Annotated in this window: 13 protein-coding genes and 8 tRNA genes; 20 read left to right on the top strand and 1 reads right to left on the bottom strand. The window is 49.5% G+C overall.

The window, feature by feature from the left end; genetic code table 11:
• Positions 1-19: 19 nt before the first annotated feature.
• The 20 genes from alaS (at position 20) to luxS (ending at position 16,510) form a co-directional block, all read left to right on the top strand.
• Complete coding sequence (gene alaS / locus EA26_RS17885; protein WP_039430470.1) at positions 20-2,602, top strand: alanine--tRNA ligase; 2,583 nt, start codon at positions 20-22, stop codon at positions 2,600-2,602.
• 196 nt (positions 2,603-2,798) lie between these two features.
• The gene (locus EA26_RS17880; RefSeq protein WP_039430469.1) at positions 2,799-3,986 is read left to right on the top strand and encodes an aspartate kinase; all 1,188 of its coding nucleotides are present in this window, start codon (positions 2,799-2,801) and stop codon (positions 3,984-3,986) included.
• Positions 3,987-4,077: 91 nt separating this feature from the next.
• Positions 4,078-4,275, top strand: coding sequence for a carbon storage regulator CsrA (csrA, locus tag EA26_RS17875; RefSeq protein WP_039430468.1), 198 nt, complete (start codon positions 4,078-4,080; stop codon positions 4,273-4,275).
• 238 nt (positions 4,276-4,513) lie between these two features.
• Positions 4,514-4,605 (top strand) — tRNA-Ser (locus EA26_RS17870).
• Positions 4,606-4,636: 31 nt separating this feature from the next.
• Positions 4,637-4,713, top strand: a tRNA-Arg gene (locus tag EA26_RS17865).
• A gap of 22 nt (positions 4,714-4,735) precedes the next feature.
• A tRNA-Ser gene (locus tag EA26_RS17860) sits at positions 4,736-4,827 on the top strand.
• An 84-nt stretch (positions 4,828-4,911) separates the two neighbouring features.
• Positions 4,912-4,988 (top strand) — tRNA-Arg (locus tag EA26_RS17855).
• 62 nt (positions 4,989-5,050) lie between these two features.
• Positions 5,051-5,127: transfer RNA gene (locus tag EA26_RS17850), tRNA-Arg, on the top strand.
• A gap of 46 nt (positions 5,128-5,173) precedes the next feature.
• Positions 5,174-5,250: transfer RNA gene (locus EA26_RS17845), tRNA-Arg, on the top strand.
• Between the two features lie 62 nt (positions 5,251-5,312).
• A tRNA-Arg gene (locus EA26_RS17840) sits at positions 5,313-5,389 on the top strand.
• A gap of 46 nt (positions 5,390-5,435) precedes the next feature.
• Positions 5,436-5,512: transfer RNA gene (locus tag EA26_RS17835), tRNA-Arg, on the top strand.
• Between the two features lie 468 nt (positions 5,513-5,980).
• Positions 5,981-6,238: an oxaloacetate decarboxylase subunit gamma gene (locus EA26_RS17830; protein WP_039430467.1), complete on the top strand. Its 258-nt coding sequence runs from the start codon at positions 5,981-5,983 to the stop codon at positions 6,236-6,238.
• 31 nt (positions 6,239-6,269) lie between these two features.
• Positions 6,270-8,054 (top strand): sodium-extruding oxaloacetate decarboxylase subunit alpha, encoded by a 1,785-nt coding sequence (gene oadA / locus EA26_RS17825; RefSeq protein ID WP_039430466.1) that lies wholly within the window; start codon positions 6,270-6,272, stop codon positions 8,052-8,054.
• A gap of 9 nt (positions 8,055-8,063) precedes the next feature.
• The gene (locus tag EA26_RS17820; protein WP_039430465.1) at positions 8,064-9,194 is read left to right on the top strand and encodes a sodium ion-translocating decarboxylase subunit beta; all 1,131 of its coding nucleotides are present in this window, start codon (positions 8,064-8,066) and stop codon (positions 9,192-9,194) included.
• 123 nt (positions 9,195-9,317) lie between these two features.
• Positions 9,318-10,268: an NADP-dependent oxidoreductase gene (locus EA26_RS17815; RefSeq protein ID WP_039430464.1), complete on the top strand. Its 951-nt coding sequence runs from the start codon at positions 9,318-9,320 to the stop codon at positions 10,266-10,268.
• A complete protein-coding gene (locus tag EA26_RS17810; protein ID WP_039430463.1) occupies positions 10,262-10,723 on the top strand; it encodes a YqaA family protein in 462 nt (153 codons plus the stop codon). Before EA26_RS17815 ends, EA26_RS17810 begins: the two co-directional genes overlap by 7 nt.
• A gap of 9 nt (positions 10,724-10,732) precedes the next feature.
• On the top strand, positions 10,733-13,591 hold the full coding sequence (locus tag EA26_RS17805) for a M16 family metallopeptidase (protein WP_039430462.1): 2,859 nt from the start codon (positions 10,733-10,735) through the stop codon (positions 13,589-13,591).
• Between the two features lie 152 nt (positions 13,592-13,743).
• Positions 13,744-15,309, top strand: coding sequence for a glutamate--cysteine ligase (gene gshA, locus EA26_RS17800; RefSeq protein ID WP_039430461.1), 1,566 nt, complete (start codon positions 13,744-13,746; stop codon positions 15,307-15,309).
• Positions 15,284-15,928, top strand: coding sequence for a transglycosylase SLT domain-containing protein (locus EA26_RS17795; protein WP_052079818.1), 645 nt, complete (start codon positions 15,284-15,286; stop codon positions 15,926-15,928). The genes gshA and EA26_RS17795 overlap by 26 nt, the downstream gene beginning before the upstream one ends.
• 63 nt (positions 15,929-15,991) lie before the next feature.
• On the top strand, positions 15,992-16,510 hold the full coding sequence (gene luxS / locus EA26_RS17790) for an S-ribosylhomocysteine lyase (protein ID WP_039430460.1): 519 nt from the start codon (positions 15,992-15,994) through the stop codon (positions 16,508-16,510).
• Positions 16,511-16,598: 88 nt separating this feature from the next.
• Here luxS and EA26_RS17785 read toward each other — a convergent pair whose 3' ends face one another.
• Positions 16,599-17,876 (bottom strand): HlyC/CorC family transporter, encoded by a 1,278-nt coding sequence (locus EA26_RS17785; RefSeq protein WP_039430459.1) that lies wholly within the window; start codon positions 17,874-17,876, stop codon positions 16,599-16,601.
• Between the last annotated feature and the right edge of the window lie 24 nt (positions 17,877-17,900).

The following is a 17,900-nucleotide window of genomic DNA, read 5'->3' as shown; positions in this document are numbered from 1 at the left end:
TATTTTCAGGAAGAGCTGCATGTACATGAGCACTGATGAGGTTCGCAATGCGTTCCTCAAGTTCTTTGAAAGCAAAGGACACCAAATCGTAGAAAGTTCATCGTTAGTACCGCATAACGACCCAACCCTGCTGTTCACTAACGCGGGCATGAACCAATTTAAAGATTGTTTCTTAGGTTTAGAAAAACGCGCCTACACACGAGCGACTACGGCCCAACGCTGTGTACGTGCTGGTGGTAAACACAACGACCTAGAAAACGTCGGTTTTACTGCTCGTCACCATACATTTTTCGAAATGCTAGGTAACTTTAGCTTTGGTGACTACTTCAAAGAAGACGCGATTGCTTATGCATGGGAATTTTTGACTGAAGTTCTGCAGCTTCCCAAAGAACGCCTCCTCGTTACTGTGTACGAAACGGACGACGAAGCCTTTGACATTTGGCATCAAAAAGTGGGTGTATCGGCCGATCGCATCATCCGTATCGGTGACAAGAAAGGTGGCAAGAAGTTTGAGTCAGACAACTTCTGGCAAATGGGCGATACTGGCCCATGCGGTCCATGTACAGAGATCTTCTACGATCACGGCGAACACATTTGGGGTGGTCCTCCAGGTTCTCCAGAAGAAGATGGCGACCGTTTCATCGAAATCTGGAACAACGTTTTCATGCAGTTCAACCGTCATGCCGATGGCACAATGGAGCCGTTACCTAAGCCATCAGTGGATACGGGAATGGGGATCGAGCGTATTTCGGCCATCATGCAGGGCGTACACTCAAACTACGAAATCGATGTGTTCCAAAAGCTTATCAAAGCGGCGGGAGAGGTTATTGGTTACCAAGACCTTTCGAACCAATCTTTGCGCGTGATTGCAGACCACATCCGTTCGTGTGCCTTCCTGATTGTTGATGGTGTAATGCCCTCTAACGAAGGTCGTGGTTATGTGCTACGTCGTATTATCCGTCGTGCGGTTCGCCACGGTAACAAATTGGGCGCACAAGGTGCATTCTTCCATCAATTAGTCGGTGTTCTGGCTGAGGTGATGGGAACGGCTGGCGACGAGCTCAAAAAACAGCAAGCGTTAGTGGAAAAAGTACTGCGTATTGAAGAAGAGAACTTTGGTCGTACGCTTGAGCGTGGTATGTCGATCCTTAACGGCGCGCTTGATGCTCTTGATGGCAAAGTGCTTGACGGCGAAACCGTGTTTAAACTTTATGACACTTATGGTTTCCCAGCCGATCTGACTAACGATGTAGCACGAGAGCACGACTTCACCATCGATGAAGCTGGCTTTGAAAAAGCGATGGAAGAGCAGCGTCAACGCGCACGTGAAGCGGGGCAGTTTGGCACCGATTACAATGCGAAAATCAAAGTTGACGCCCAGTCTGAGTTTTGTGGCTACTCGACAACTCATGGCGTGAGCGACGTGGTTGCTCTGTTTGTCGAAGGTGAAGAAGCGCAGGCGCTTTCCGCGGGTGACAAAGCGATCGTGATTTTACAAGAAACGCCTTTCTACGCAGAGTCTGGTGGCCAGTGCGGCGATGCAGGCGTGCTGCAAACTGAAGCGGGTCTATTCCGTGTGGAAGACACGCAGAAGCTGGCGAACGCGATTGCTCACCACGGTGTAATGGTTGAAGGTGTTTTGGCGAAAGGCGATCAAGTTAACGCGCAAGTAGACGCAGAGCGTCGTGCGGCTATCTCCCTCAACCACTCGGCCACTCACCTGTTGCACGCGGCGCTTCGTCAAGTGTTAGGTGAGCACGTAGCGCAAAAAGGCTCGCTGGTTAAAGCGGAAAGCTTACGTTTTGACTTCTCTCACTTAGAAGCGGTGACGCCTGCTGAGCTCAAAGAAGTGGAGCGTTTAGTGAATGCCCAGATCCGTCGTAACCACACCATCCAAACCGATATCATGGATATTGAAGCGGCGAAGCAGAAAGGGGCGATGGCGCTGTTTGGTGAGAAGTACGACGACGAAGTGCGTGTGCTCTCTATGGGTGATTTCTCAACTGAACTGTGTGGTGGTATCCACGCATCGAACACAGGCGATATTGGTCTGTTTAAAATCATCTCTGAAGGTGGTATTGCTGCGGGTATCCGCCGCATTGAAGCGGTGACGGGTGAAGGTGCGCTGGACGCATTAGACAATCAAACGCGTAAATACGAAGAGAAATTGGCTGATGCGGCTAGCAAAGCCAAATCCCTAGAGAAAGAGATTCAGCAGCTCAAAGATAAACTGGCTTCACAAGCCAGTGCCAGTTTGACCGATCAAGTCAAGCAAATCGCAGGCGTAAACGTGCTTGTCGCCAAGCTTGATGGCGCAGATAACAAAGCGCTACGCGGTATGGTGGATGAACTGAAAAACCAGCTTGGCAGTGGCATCATCATGCTTGGCAATGTGGCGGACGATAAAGTGGGCCTTATCGCTGGCGTTACCAACGATTTAACCAGCAAAGTGAAAGCGGGCGAGTTGGTCAACATGGTGGCTCAACAAGTCGGCGGTAAAGGTGGTGGTCGCCCTGACATGGCGCAGGCTGGCGGCACTGATGCAGGAGCCTTGCCAGCTGCATTAGAGTCTGTTGACGCTTGGCTGGCTGAGCGTCTGTAATTTATAAATCCTACGCTCAATCAAAGCTTTCTTTGATTGGGCGTAATTTTTTTCTGTCAACCAAGTGGTTTAATTGGTGCAATTTTAAGCGAACCAATCAAATCGCTTGGTTTTTATTGTAACTACTGCGGATGATTTACGGATGTAAATAGGAAGTGGTCCTAATGAGACTTTGGTCTTGGGAAGGTGAAGACTGGTGAAAAAATCCCTTATCGTGCAAAAGTTCGGCGGAACCTCAATGGGTTCAATTGACACAATTCATACTGTGGCCGAACACATCATTAAGGCGAAAAATGATGGTAATCAAGTTGTCGTTGTTGTTTCTGCTATGGCGGGTGAAACGAACCGCCTAGTTGCGTTGGCCAAGCAGGTTGACGCTGTACCAACGGCTCGTGAACTTGATGTTTTGCTCTCTGCTGGTGAGCAAGTGTCTATGGCTCTGCTGGCCATGACCCTAAATAAGCTGGGTTATGCCGCACGCTCACTTACCGGAGCACAAGCGAACATTGTGACGGATAACCAACACAATGACGCGACGATTAAACACATTGATACCGCCCCTATCATGGAACTGCTTGCGCAAGGCCAAATTGTGATAGTGGCTGGATTTCAAGGTGTGAATGAAAATGGGGATATCACCACTTTAGGTCGAGGCGGCTCTGACACCAGCGCTGTGACATTGGCTGGTGCGTTGTCAGCAGATGAATGTCAAATCTTTACCGACGTTGATGGGATATATACGTGTGATCCACGTGTGGTTAAAAATGCTCAGAAACTGGACATTATCGATTTTCCATCAATGGAAGAGATGGCCAGAAAAGGAGCCAAAGTACTGCATCTGCCTTGCGTACAATACGCTTGGAAGCACAGTGTGCCGCTACGTGTTCTCTCGACTTTTGATGTCAATCAAGGCAGCTTAGTGAAAGGGGAAACAGGCACACAGTCGGTATGTGGTATTGCTCTACAACGTGACTTAGCTCTGATCAAAGTCTCCAAAGAAACGGTGTCTAGCCTGACTAAGCAGTGTCAGATGTTAGGCATCGAAATCTGGAATGTGATCGAAGAAGCAGATTGGGCAGGTATCCTGATAAAACAGGATGCATGTGCTAAGTTGGATCTAGTCTTCAGCGATAAAATCCGTAATAGTGAAGCAGTAAGCTTGCTGACTGTCGTAGGTCTGGAAGCGAGCTCGTTGATGCAACACGCATGTGATGCGCTTATTGAACAAGGGATTGGTATCAACCATTGTTCGGTGACTCCGTTGTCCAGTATGTTAGTTGTATCTCCTGAGAGTGTCGATCTGGCAGCAAATGTACTGCATGATGCTTACATTACTTCTGACGAAGCGTTAAACATTCAGCAGAAACAAGCCTTTTTGGGTTGATTTTCCAAAATAAGGTAGTTTACGAAAATATAACTTTTGTTGGATAATAGTTTCGTAACAAGAAATTTAGAGAATACTCAAGGAGCAAAGAATGCTAATTTTGACTCGCCGCGTTGGCGAAACACTAATGATTGGTGACGAAGTGACAGTAACTGTGTTGGGCGTTAAAGGCAACCAGGTACGTATCGGTGTGAATGCTCCGAAAGAAGTATCCGTTCACCGTGAAGAAATCTACATGCGCATTCAAGCTGAAAAAGGTACTGGTAACGTTGCATCTGGCAACTACTAAACAGAAGCTTTGATTGAATAAGGCTGGCCTATGGGTCAGCCTTTTTTACTTTAGCGTGAATAAGTTTTCTCTCGATTAGCCTTTGTTGATCGGCTTGAAAAGCTTAGTTTTTATTAGCAAAAGTTCATTTCTCATGCGTTTTGGTTAAATGTGCAACGGTTAGTCGATAGGGCGCTATTTTTTCAAAGAAATTGTTTGACTTATTTTTGGTAAATCGTAATATGTGCCTCCGCAAGACGGTGAGGTGGCCGAGAGGCTGAAGGCGCTCCCCTGCTAAGGGAGTATACGGTTTATCCCGTATCGAGGGTTCGAATCCCTCCTTCACCGCCATTCTTGCGAACATCGTTTTACGATACAATGCGCGCTCGTAGCTCAGCTGGATAGAGTACCTGGCTACGAACCAGGCGGTCAGAGGTTCGAATCCTCTCGAGCGCGCCAGATCGTAAATCGGAACAAAAACGGTGAGGTGGCCGAGAGGCTGAAGGCGCTCCCCTGCTAAGGGAGTATACGGTTTATCCCGTATCGAGGGTTCGAATCCCTCCTTCACCGCCATTTATTGACAACTGAGTCAATTTTTTTGTTCCAAAAGAAATTGTTTGTGATAGACTTCACATCTCTTTCTGCAGAGAACATTGTGCGCTCGTAGCTCAGCTGGATAGAGTACCTGGCTACGAACCAGGCGGTCAGAGGTTCGAATCCTCTCGAGCGCGCCATTCTTCTCACGTATATAGGAACGTCAGTTCCTGATATTGGAAATCCGATATCAAACACCTGCGCGTCCGTAGCTCAGCTGGATAGAGTACCTGGCTACGAACCAGGCGGTCAGAGGTTCGAATCCTCTCGGACGCGCCACTTTTCTCACTCTAGGAAAAGTGTTGAGGTGAAAACAAATTATTGCGCGCTCGTAGCTCAGCTGGATAGAGTACCTGGCTACGAACCAGGCGGTCAGAGGTTCGAATCCTCTCGAGCGCGCCATTATTAAGGGACTTTGGTTCCTGATAGCGACTCAGTATTTTGTGTCGATATCAAACACCTGCGCGTCCGTAGCTCAGCTGGATAGAGTACCTGGCTACGAACCAGGCGGTCAGAGGTTCGAATCCTCTCGGACGCGCCACTTTTCTTACTCTAGGAAAAGTGTGGAGGTGAAAACAAATTATTGCGCGCTCGTAGCTCAGCTGGATAGAGTACCTGGCTACGAACCAGGCGGTCAGAGGTTCGAATCCTCTCGAGCGCGCCATTTTGACAAAGCCTCGCAGTTTGCGAGGCTTTTCTTTTCCTGCTAACCGACTTATTCTTTCTCTCGCTGCAAGCGGTTTGATTTGCGCTTCGATTCACTCTTCTCGATTAAGGCGATTTCCCAGCGCTTTGCCACTCAATGAATGCGTTGTTTGTTGCTATTTTGTTAAATTTCCCTGCTTTTACTTTTCTTATTTTTCAAATAGTTATTCTCTTTTCTTTAGCTTCATCGCAGTTTTAGTGCTTTCACTACAGTAAAGTGGCTAATGTCCACCTTAAATCAGAAAAAAGTGGCTAATTGTTTCAAGTTATGTGATCTGTGTGGTGAAAAAACAACCTGTGTTGTGGGCTGTTCGGAAACCTTTATTAAACAAAATTGACAAAATTTAACCGATCTAGATAATCGGTTAATCAGAAGTGCTGAAATAGCGATTCTGATGTTGTCAGGATGACACAGAAAGGAAGCAAAATGACAAATATTGGAAGCCAATTAATAGAGGCGGCCACCCTGATGGTTACAGGGATGGGGGTCGTGTTTATTTTTCTCACCATTCTTATTTTTCTTATTCGATTCATGTCGACATTGGTACCACAAGAAGTACCAGAGAAGCTCGTTGCAGCGAAAACGACTAAAGCAAATCAATCAACCTCATCCACTGTCAGCCCACAGGTTGTGGCGGCAATCTCTGCGGCGATTCAACAGCATCGCGCCTCGATTGCAAAGTAGCAAATGAAAGGATTAAAAGGAGTTTATGAGCATGTCTAAACCACTAGCTATTACCGATGTGGTACTTCGTGATGCCCATCAGTCACTGTTTGCTACGCGTATGCGTATTGAAGATATGCTGCCTATCGCAGCTGAGTTAGACAAAGTGGGTTATTGGTCGTTAGAAACCTGGGGCGGTGCAACGTTCGACGCTTGTATCCGTTTTCTAGGAGAAGACCCTTGGGAACGTTTACGTGCACTGAAAAAGGCGATGCCAAACACGCCAATGCAGATGTTACTGCGTGGACAAAACCTATTGGGTTACCGTCACTACGCGGATGACGTGGTGGAAAAGTTTGTCGAGCGCGCACATACCAATGGGATGGATGTCTTTCGTATCTTTGATGCGATGAATGATGTACGCAACTTTCAAAAGGCGGTCAAGGCAACCATTGATGTTGGCGCCCATGCACAAGGTACACTCTCTTACACCACAAGCCCAGTACACAATGCGGACACTTGGGTCGATCTCGCTAAACGTCTCGAAGATCTTGGTTGCCATTCGCTGTGCATTAAAGATATGTCGGGTTTGCTCAAGCCGTATGAAGCGCAAGAGCTGATTACGCGCATCAAAGCGTCTTGTGACATCCCACTCGCGCTGCACTGCCACGCGACTACTGGTCTCTCAACGGCAACGGCGATAAAAGCGGTCGAAGCGGGCATCGATATTCTCGATACTGCGATTTCCTCAATGAGCTGTACTTACGGTCACACGCCCACAGAAACGGTGGTGGCGATGCTTCAAGGAACCGAGCGAGATACCAATTTGCAGCTTGAACAGCTCGAACCTATTGCGGCTTACTTTCGTGAGGTGCGTAAAAAGTACGCAAAATTTGAAGGTCAGTTGAAAGGGGTGGATTCGCGCATTCTGATTGCTCAAGTGCCCGGTGGCATGTTGACGAACATGGAGAGCCAGCTCAAAGAGCAAGGCGCAGCGGATCGCATTGACGAAGTACTACAAGAGATCCCTCGTGTGCGTGAAGATCTGGGTTTTATCCCTTTGGTCACACCTACCTCGCAGATTGTCGGCACTCAGGCGGTGATCAACGTGCTCACTGGTGAGCGCTATAAGAGCATCACCAAAGAAACGGCGGGCGTTCTGAAAGGGGAATATGGCGCAGCACCTGCACCAGTCAATGCTGAATTGCAAGCGCGTGTTCTCAATGGCGCAGAGCCAGTGGTGTGTCGTCCGGCGGATTTGTTACAAGCCGAGCTTGAGACGTTGACGGACGAGCTGCTAGCAAAAGCGAAGGCTGAAGGCATTCGTTTGGCTGAAGAGAGTGTGGATGACGTGCTCACCTATGCACTTTTCCCTCAAGTCGGTCTGAAATTTTTGAAAAATCGTGGCAACCCAGAAGCCTTTGAGCCTATGCCAAGCGCTGACGATGTCAAACCAGCCGCGCCCGCGAAAGTAAGTAACGGCAAAGTGGAAGCTTACAGCGTGCGCGTGGATGGTCAGGTGTTCCACGTTGAAGTGGGACCTGAAGGCCAGCTAACTTCTGTAACACCAAGTGTTGCCCCCGCCCGAGCGACTCCCGCGACACCATTGCCAGCCAGTGCGGACGCTGAAGCCGTTTCTGCGCCTTTGGCCGGGAATATTTTCAAAGTGCACGTGCAAGCGGGCGCTCCGGTGGAAGAGGGGGATATCCTGCTGATTTTGGAAGCGATGAAGATGGAAACGGAAATCCGCGCTGCCCGCAGCGGCATTGTGCAAGAGCTCAATGTAAAAGAAGGGGATTCCGTCACTGTTGGCGCACCACTGCTGAGTCTGGCATAAGGGAGAACCATGGACGGATTATTAACTCTCTGGTCTGAAACGGGGATCGCGCATTTTGAGTTTGGCCAGATCTGCATGATCGCCGTTGGCTGCTTGCTGCTGTTTTTGGCGATCAGTAAGGGCTTTGAACCCTTACTTTTATTGCCGATCGGCTTTGGCGCCATCTTGGCCAATATCCCCAATGCAGGTTTTACCGAGCCGGGTGGTTTGCTCTATTACGTTTACCACGTCGGCATTGAGACGGGCGTGTTCCCATTGCTGATCTTTATGGGCGTGGGAGCGATGACTGACTTTGGTGCGTTGATCGCAAACCCGAAAACGCTACTCTTGGGCGCTGCGGCGCAGTTTGGTATTTTCGCCACCCTATTTGGTGCGATTTTGCTCAACTATGTACCGGGCATGGAGTTCACCATGGCGGATGCCTCTTCGATAGCGATTATCGGTGGTGCTGATGGCCCGACGGCGATTTTCCTCGCTAGCCGACTCTCCCCTGATCTCTTGGGTGCGATTGCGGTGGCTGCCTACAGCTACATGGCGCTGGTGCCGATCATACAGCCACCGATCATGAAAGCACTGACCACGGTGGAAGAGCGGAAGATCAAAATGGCGCAGTTGCGTCATGTGAGCAAAATCGAGAAAGTTCTCTTTCCCCTAGCTGTGTTGCTGATGACCATCCTGTTTTTACCTTCGGCGACACCGCTAGTGGGTATGTTCTGTTTAGGAAACTTGATGCGCGAAGCTGGTGTGGTGGAACGTTTGTCTAAGACAGCGCAAAACGAGCTTATCAACATCGTGACCATCTTCCTTGGTCTTGGTGTGGGCTCGAAGCTTCAGGCGGATAAGTTCCTCAACCTTGAAACGCTCGGTATTCTGGCGTTGGGAGCGGTGGCCTTTAGCATCGGCACTGGTGCAGGGGTTTTAATGGCGAAAGTGCTGAACAAGTTTTCCAAAGAAGACATCAACCCGCTGATCGGTGCGGCTGGGGTGTCGGCCGTGCCTATGGCGGCTCGGGTGGTGAACAAGGTCGGGCTTGAGGCCAACCCGCAGAACTTTTTGCTGATGCACGCGATGGGGCCAAACGTGGCAGGTGTACTTGGTAGTGCGGTAGCCGCAGGGATTTTGTTGGCGTTAGTGGGTTAACACTGTGTTACGTGAAATGTCGGTCAAATTGTCTTTTCACGGTTAACGCCAAGAAACAAAATGGTTTATAGTCAAGGGGATGCTTTCGCATCCCCTTCTTTTTATCGGTAGAGAATGCCTATTATGGAAAATAAGCAAATCGTCATTAGCAAATTTGGTGGACCAGAGGTTCTGGCAATACGTAGTTCTGAGGTGCCTCAGCCCCAAGCTGGGCAGGTATTGGTGAAAGTCTCTTTTGCCGGAGTCAATCCCATCGACGTCAAAACTCGAGCTGGGTTAGGTTGGGCCGCCGCGCAAAACAAAGACAAACTGCCTTGGACACCGGGTTATGACATTGCCGGCAAAGTGGTGAGCTGTGGTGATGGTGCCCATAATTTTGCCGTGGGAGATGCCGTCGCAGGCTTTGTGGGTTTCCCTTTGCAAGGGGGGGGTTACAGCCAGTATCTGTGTGTAGACGAGTGCCAATTGAGCAGAGTACCCGATTCGGTGACGCTGGAAGCGGCGGCAGCCTTGCCGTTAGCCGGGCAAACGGCGGCTCAGGCAATCAATAAAGCGGGCGTCAAAGAAGGGGACCGGGTCTTAATCCTTGCCGGGGCAGGAGGCGTGGGCCACATTGCGGTGCAAATTGCCGTGGCAGCGAAAGCGGAAGTGTACACCACCTGTAGTGAACGAAATCTTGATTACATGGCCACACTAGGCGCACACGCGATTAACTACCAGTTTGCTCCTGCGTCTGAGCGCCTTCAGGAAGTTGACGTGTTGATCGATCTCGTCGGTGGCGAAGTCGCCTTGGATGCGCTCAAATGTCTCAAGGACAATGCGCGAGTCATCACTGTGCCCACGTTGACGGCGGAGATGATCTGCGAAAAAGCGAAAATGCTCGGTTTTGAGGCCTCTGGTATGTTGGTTGAACCCACTCCGGAGCAGTTAAACACCCTGCTGTATATGGTGGGCGTTGGTCTGTTGAAAAGCGAAATTCAACAGGTATTTCCCATGACAGAAGTGGCTGCGGCGCACCAACAGATCGAATCAGGGCACACGCGAGGCAAGGTGCTGCTTGATATGCAATGCTAGATGCCTTTAACCAAGGTTTCGCTCAGTTTGCCTTGTGGTTTTCTGATTCTGCCCTTTGGGTGCTTTTTTTCACTGGTTTTTTAAGTGCCACCTTGCTGCCCGGTGGTTCAGAAGCAGGCTTGATCGCGACCTTATCTTTGCAGCAGTTTCCAGTTGTTCAGGTGATTTTCATCGCCACGCTGGGCAATACCCTCGGTGGGCTGAGCAATTATTGGCTGGGTTACTTACTACCGAATCGAACTCAGCAAGAAAAACAAGGTCATACCGCTATGAGGTGGCTCTCCAACTATGGATATGTCGCGCTTTTTTTCAGTTGGTTGCCCGTGATTGGTGATCCGCTCTGTTTGGCGGCTGGTTGGCTACGTATGAAATTTCTTCCTTGTCTAGCGCTGATTGCGCTGGGCAAAGCCGTCCGTTACAGCGTGCTGGCGGCTCTCTATTTCGGTTTGTTCTAAGGAAAACGCATGAAAAAATTTATGCTAAGTGCTTGCTCGCTGTTCGTGCTGGTAGGCTGTGCGTCGGTAAAATCGGTTTCCGTGCCCTTTTTCTCCTCGCTGCCTGAAGGCGTGACATTGGTTGAAGAATCAGAAGCGCAATCTGGCAAGGTCAAAATTCCCTACGAAAAATATCGCCTTGCCAATGGTTTAACGGTGATTCTTTCTCCGGACCATTCTGATCCCTTAGTGCATGTGGATGTCACTTACCATGTGGGATCGGCTCGTGAAGAGGTCGGAAAATCGGGTTTCGCTCATTTCTTTGAGCACATGATGTTTCAAGGTTCTGAGAACGTGGGCGATCAGCAGCACTTTAAGATCATTACCGAAGCGGGCGGCAGCCTCAATGGCACCACTAACCGTGATAGAACTAACTATTTTGAAACCGTCCCAGCCAATCAACTAGAGAAAATGCTCTGGTTGGAGTCGGATCGTATGGGCTTTCTTCTCGATGCAGTTTCTCAGCGTAAGTTTGAGATTCAGCGAGATACGGTGAAGAACGAACGTGCGCAGCGCTATGACAACCGTCCTTATGGTTTGATTTGGGAGCGCATGGCCGAAGCCATGTATCCGGAAGGTCACCCTTATTCTTGGCAAACCATTGGTTATGTTGAAGATCTTGACCGTGTGGATGTCAATGATCTAAAAGCCTTCTTCTTACGCTGGTATGGGCCAAACAATGCGGTGATCACCATTGGTGGTGACATTGATACCGAGCAAACCTTGCAGTGGGTGAACAAATATTTTGGCTCGATTCCCCGTGGTCCAGAGGTAGAAAACGCACCGAAGCAACCTGCCACACTGGCCGAAAACCGCTTTATCACTTTAGAAGATCGCATTCGTCAGCCGATGGTGATGATTGGCTGGCCGACAACTTACAATGGCGAAGAACATCAAGCCTCATTGGATGCGCTGGCGAGTTTGCTTGGCTCAGGGAATAATAGCTTGCTCTATCAAAACCTGATCAAGACGCAAAAAGCGGTTGACGCGGGTGCATTTCAAGATTGTGCTGAACTCTCTTGCACGTTTTACGTGTATGCGATGGGCGATTCGGGAGAGAAAGGCGATCTGAGTAAACTCTACCAAGAGTTGATGCAGACACTGGCGCAATTTGAGCAGAAAGGAGCAGATCAAAGCCGTTTAGAGCAAATTACTGGCAAAGCGGAAGCGGATGCCGTATTTGCTTTGCAAAGTGTCAGCGGTAAAGTAAGTCAACTTGCAGCCAATGAAACCTTCTTTGGTCAACCCGATCGCATTGAATATCAGCTTGATCAACTGCGAGCGGTGACACCAGAGTCAGTCAATCAGGCCTATCAGGACTTCATTGCTGGCAAAAACAAGGTGACCTTAAGTGTGGTGCCCAAAGGACGCACCGATTTGGCGGTTCAAAAAGCCAACTTTGTTACGCCAGCTCGCACTCTGCCGGAATATCAGAAAATTAGCGACGATCAATTGGTTTATCGTAAAGCGCAGGATGATTTTGACCGCTCGGTAATGCCACCCGTTGGTGAACCAGTCAAAGCGCAAATGCCAGAGCTCTACAAACTGCATTTTGACAACGGCAGTGAACTGCTCGGAGCCGTGAGCGATGAAACCCCAACGGTGTTGATGCAGTTTAAGTTTCCGGCCGGAAGCCGCTTCGAGGCGAAAGGCCAAGAAGGGCTTGCCAAGTTAACCGCGGCGATGTTGCACGAAGGGACCAGCAAGCGCAGCGCGGAGCAGATTCAGGCGGAGCTCGATAAGCTTGGCAGCACCATTTCCGTTTCGGCAGAGCGTTATACCACCAATGTTACTTTGTCTGCATTGGAGAAAAACCTCCCGGCTACGCTGCAGATTTTGCAAGAAATGGTTCAATCGCCCGCTTTCAAAGAAGAAGATTTTGCCCGTGCGCAGAAACAGATGATTGAAGGGGCGGTGTATCAACAGCAGCAACCGAGCTGGATGGCGTCACAAGCCACTCGCCAAGTGATGTTTGGCGATACCTTATTTGCCCGTTCCAGTGATGGCACGCTTGCCTCCTTGCAAGCGTTGACACTCGACGATGTGAAAGCCTTCTACCAGTCTCATTACACGCCGCAGAGCGCACAAATTGTGGTGGTCGGCGATCTGAGCAAGCGAGACGTGAGCAAACAGTTGGCCTTTTGGAAAGCGTGGAAAGACGACGCTGCACCGCTGTATCGTCCGCAAGTAGTTAAAGCGCAGACTGAGCCCAAGATCTATTTGGTTGACAAGCCGGGGGCACCGCAAAGCGTCATTCGCATGGTTCGACTCGGCCTGCCTTATGATGCCACGGGGGAAATGTTCCTCGCTCAGTTAGCCAACTTCAACTTGGCGGGCAATTTCAACAGCCGTCTCAATCAAAACCTGCGCGAAGACAAAGGTTATACCTATGGCGCTCAAGGCTATTTCTCCGGCAATCTTGAAACTGGCGTCGTGGTGTTTGACGCTCAGGTTCGAGCCGATGCCACCGTTGCAGCACTGATGGAGATGGAGAATGAGCTGAGTGAGTTCTCACTCTCAGGTATGTCGGATGAGGAACTGGCTTTCATGCGTCAAGCGGTTGGCCAACAAGATGCGCTGAAGTACGAGACTCCGGGGCAAAAAGCGGGGCTGATTGGCAACATTTTGGCCTACAGCTTGGATGAGGACTACCTGCAACAGCGTAATGCTTTAGTGGAGCAAGTGAGCAAGCAAACGCTCAATGAGTTATCTGCGAAATGGTTTGATCCGTCTCAATATCAAATGATAGTGGTGGGCGATGCGAAAACGCTTCGGCCGCAACTGGAAAAGTTGAATAAAGAGATAGAAGAGCTTGAAATCATCCGATAGAGTACACATTTAGTAGCGGGGGGAGACTCCCGCTACATGATGTTGGTCTGGATACCCTTTTGCTGGCAGAAGGGTATCCAGACCAATGCAATTTCCGACAATTCAGTTTGCACACTGGCTGCTGCAAGCTTCTGACATAAGTGAATCTCATTTTGACTGATTTTGCTGAGCGACTCGAGTTAGTTGCACGAAACCCTGAAGTGTTCAAACAGTTTGGCCGCGGTGTGGAAAGAGAAACGCTGCGTTACAGTCAGCAAGGGCGAATTGCCACTACGCCGCACCCGCAAGGGCTCGGCTCTGCCTTCACTAACCAATGGATCACCACCGACTTTGCCGAGTCGTTGTTGGAGTTCATCACGCCAGTGTCGCATGACATTGATGAGCTGATGAATCAGCTTCACGATATTCACCACTTCACCCAAACGAAACTGGGTGATGAGAAGATGTGGCCGATGTCGATGCCTTGCTATGTGGAGAACGAAGATCAGATTGAGCTGGCACAATACGGGACTTCCAACTCAGCCAAAATGAAGACGCTTTATCGCGAAGGTCTGAAACGTCGCTATGGCAGCTTGATGCAGATTATTTCTGGGGTGCATTTTAACTTCTCATTCCCGGAGAGTTTCTGGGATGCACTGTATGGCGAGCAAGAGGATGCAGAGCGTCAAGAGAGCAAATCGGCGGCTTATTTTGCCCTGATCCGCAACTACTACCGCTTTGGTTGGCTGATCCCCTATTTCTTTGGTTCTTCACCAGCCATGTGTTCATCATTTTTGCAAGGTCGTAAAACCACATTACCGTTCGAGTACATCGGCAAAACGCTCTACTTGCCGCACGCCACTTCTCTGCGCTTAAGTGATTTGGGTTATACCAACAGTGCGCAAAGTGGCTTGAAAATTGGCTTTAACAGCATTGAAGAATACCTCGATGGACTGGGGAAAGCGATTCGTACTCCGTCTGCTGAATTCGCGCAATTGGGTGTAAAAGTTGATGGTGAATATCGTCAATTGAACAGCAATGTGCTGCAAATTGAAAATGAGTTGTACGCACCGATTCGCCCTAAACGGGTTACGCGTGCGGGAGAAAAACCGTCAGAAGCGTTAGCGCGTGGCGGAGTCGAGTACATTGAAGTGCGCTCGTTGGATGTCAACCCATTTAGCCCGGTGGGTGTGACTGAGGAACAAGTGCGCTTCTTGGATCTCTTCCTCACTTGGGCGGCGCTGACCGACTCTGATCCGATGGACAACTGCGAGCTGGCGTGCTGGCGTGAGAACTGGAACAAAGTGGTGACCTCTGGGCGTCAGTATGGTTTGGAGCTGCAAATTGGTTGCAAAGGAGAGAAACTCACCTTGCAAACTTGGGCTCATCGCGTGTTTGCTGAGTTGCGCCTCGTGGCGGAAGTGATGGATAGCGCTCTTGGTACCCAAGCTTACAGTGCGGTGTGTCAATCATTAGAAGCATGGATTGAGCATCCTGAACGTACCCTCTCTGCCCAGCTACTGGATCTTATTCAGCAGCAGGGCGGTTTAGGCAGCACCGGATGTGCCTTGGGCAATACGTATCGCGAAAGCAATTTGGCTCATGAGTATCGCCATTTTACTCAGCAGCAGATGGAACAAGAGGTGCTCGAGTCGCGCCGTAAACAGCAAGAGGCTGAACAAGCCGATGAACAGGATTTTGATGCTTTCCTCGATGCCTATTTTGCCTACCTTAAATAGTTTTAGCCGCACCTGGAGCACGCAAGTGCGAGCGTTGGGATTCGTTGTGCTTGGGATGATGACAGGATGCGCGACTACACCACCGACTCAGCAAAGCAATCTGTGTGATATCTTTCGGCAAAAGCCGGGCTGGTATGAAGATGCGCTGGAGATGGAAAAAGAGTGGGGCACGCCTATTCACGTTGCGATGGCGTTTGTCAAACAGGAAAGTGCTTTTCGCCACGACGCGCGGCCAGCGAAAGATTATCTACTGGGCTTTATTCCTTGGGGACATGTGAGCAGTGCCTATGGTTATGCTCAGGCGCAAGATCCGGCTTGGGAAGACTTTCAGCAAGCGACAGGGCACGGTGGTTCGCGCACCAATTTCGACGACTCTTTGATGTTTATTGGTTGGTACACCAGTGAAACGCGCAAGCAACTAGGCATTTCACTGTGGGATCCGTATCATCAATATTTGGCGTATCATGAAGGGCGTGGTGGTTTTAAGCGCAATACGCATAAGAAGAAGCCTGCGCTGCTGCAGGTGGCACGCAAAGTAGAGCAACAAGCGAAAGAGTATGGCTGGCAACTGAAACAGTGTCGCCAGGAGTTGGAAGATAACCGAAGCTGGCTATTTTAGAGTTTAAGTGAGCCAGTCACGTCCTTCATGCAATGTAGGGACGATGCAATCAGGAGAGATGCAATGCCGTTATTAGATAGTTTTACCGTCGATCACACGAGAATGCAGGCACCGGCCGTGCGTGTTGCCAAAACCATGCAAACGCCAAAAGGCGACACCATTACCGTGTTTGACTTGCGTTTTACTGTGCCAAACCAAGACATTTTGTCGGAAAAAGGGATCCACACCTTAGAGCATTTGTATGCGGGCTTTATGCGCAAGCACCTCAATGGAGAGAGTGTAGAGATCATTGACATTTCGCCAATGGGATGTCGCACCGGTTTTTACATGAGCCTGATTGGTGCGCCGACAGAGCAAAGCGTTGCTGCTGCGTGGCAAGCGTCGATGGAAGACGTGCTGAAAGTAGAAAGCCAGAACAAGATCCCAGAGCTGAACGAGTACCAATGTGGTACGGCGGCGATGCACTCGCTGGAAGAGGCAAAACAGATCGCCAGCAACATTCTCGCCGCGGGTATCTCAGTCAATAAAAACGATGACTTAGCATTGCCAGCCGAGATGCTCAAAGAGTTAAAAGTCGACTAGTTCGTTTTGAGTTATTTGAGTTAATAGACAAAATATAAGGCCCAGAGCGATGCTCTGGGCCTTATACTTTGGCATTGTGAAAAATAACTTAACTGCTTTTTCGTTTGCGTTTAGGGAATACTTTCACCAGCTTAATTCGGTTTTCTTCCAGTGCGACGATTTCCATCGGATGTCCTGCAACCCGCACGCTGAGGTGACTTTCGGGGATCTCTTCCAAATGCTCAAGGATCAGGCCGTTGAGTGTGCGCGGGCCATCGGTAGGCAGTTTCCACTTCAGTCCTTTGTTGATATCACGAATATTAGTTGCCCCTTCAATGAGAAAGCTACCATCGTTTTGTGGGGTGATTTCGTCAGACAGGCTAGGCGCAATCGAGGTTGTGAACTCGCCAACAATCTCTTCGAGAATATCTTCTAAAGTCACTAGCCCGATGATGTCGCCATACTCGTCAACAATCAGGCCAATTCGCTGCTTGTTACGCTGAAATTTGAGTAACTGTACGTTCAGAGGTGTGCTTTCAGGGATGAAATAGACCTCGTCAGCGGCGCGCAGCAACGTCTCTTTATTGAACTCGTTCTTTTCCAGCATCAAGCGATAGGCTTCACGCAGGCGCAGCATACCGACCGCTTCATCAATTTTATCGCGGTACAGCACGATGCGTCCGTGAGGAGAATGTGTGAGCTGGCGTACGATCGATTTCCAATCGTCATTGATATCAATGCCGGTGATCTCGTTGCGTGGCACCATGATGTCGTTCACCGTGACATGTTCAAGATCCAAAATAGAGACCAGCATATCTTGGTGACGACGTGGAATGAGATTACCGGCTTCATTCACCACAGTACGAAGTTCTTCAGAACTTAAGTGATCTTCACCGTTATGCTTTGCCTTGAGGCCGAGCAAACGGATAAAACCGTTGGTAATAAAATTCACCAACAGCACCAGCGGTGAGAGGATTTTCATCAACAGTAGCAAGAGTATGCTACTGGCATAGGAGACACGTTCAGGGTAGAGCGCAGCAACGGTTTTTGGTGTCACTTCGGCGAAGACCAGCACCACCAAGGTTAATACCCCTGTGGCAATGGCGACCCCAAGATCGCCGTACAAACGCATGCCAAGAATGGTGGCGATGGCCGAAGCAAGAATATTGACTAGGTTGTTACCAATCAGGATCAGACCAATAAGACGGTCGGGGCGGCTTAGGAGCTTTTCTACTCGTTTCGCTCCTTTATGTCCGGTATTGGCAAGGTGCTTTAACCGATAGCGGTTCAGTGACATCATCCCTGTTTCTGAACCGGAAAAGTATCCCGAAATAACGATAAGACACGCGAGTAGCGCAAATAAGATACCCGTAGATATGTCGTCCAAAACTCAATATTTCCTTTTGGTTAG

Origin of the sequence: Vibrio navarrensis, assembly GCF_000764325.1 — a bacterium.
GTDB classification, from domain to species: Bacteria; Pseudomonadota; Gammaproteobacteria; order Enterobacterales; family Vibrionaceae; genus Vibrio; species Vibrio navarrensis.
This window is presented reverse-complemented; position numbering and strand designations above follow the sequence as displayed.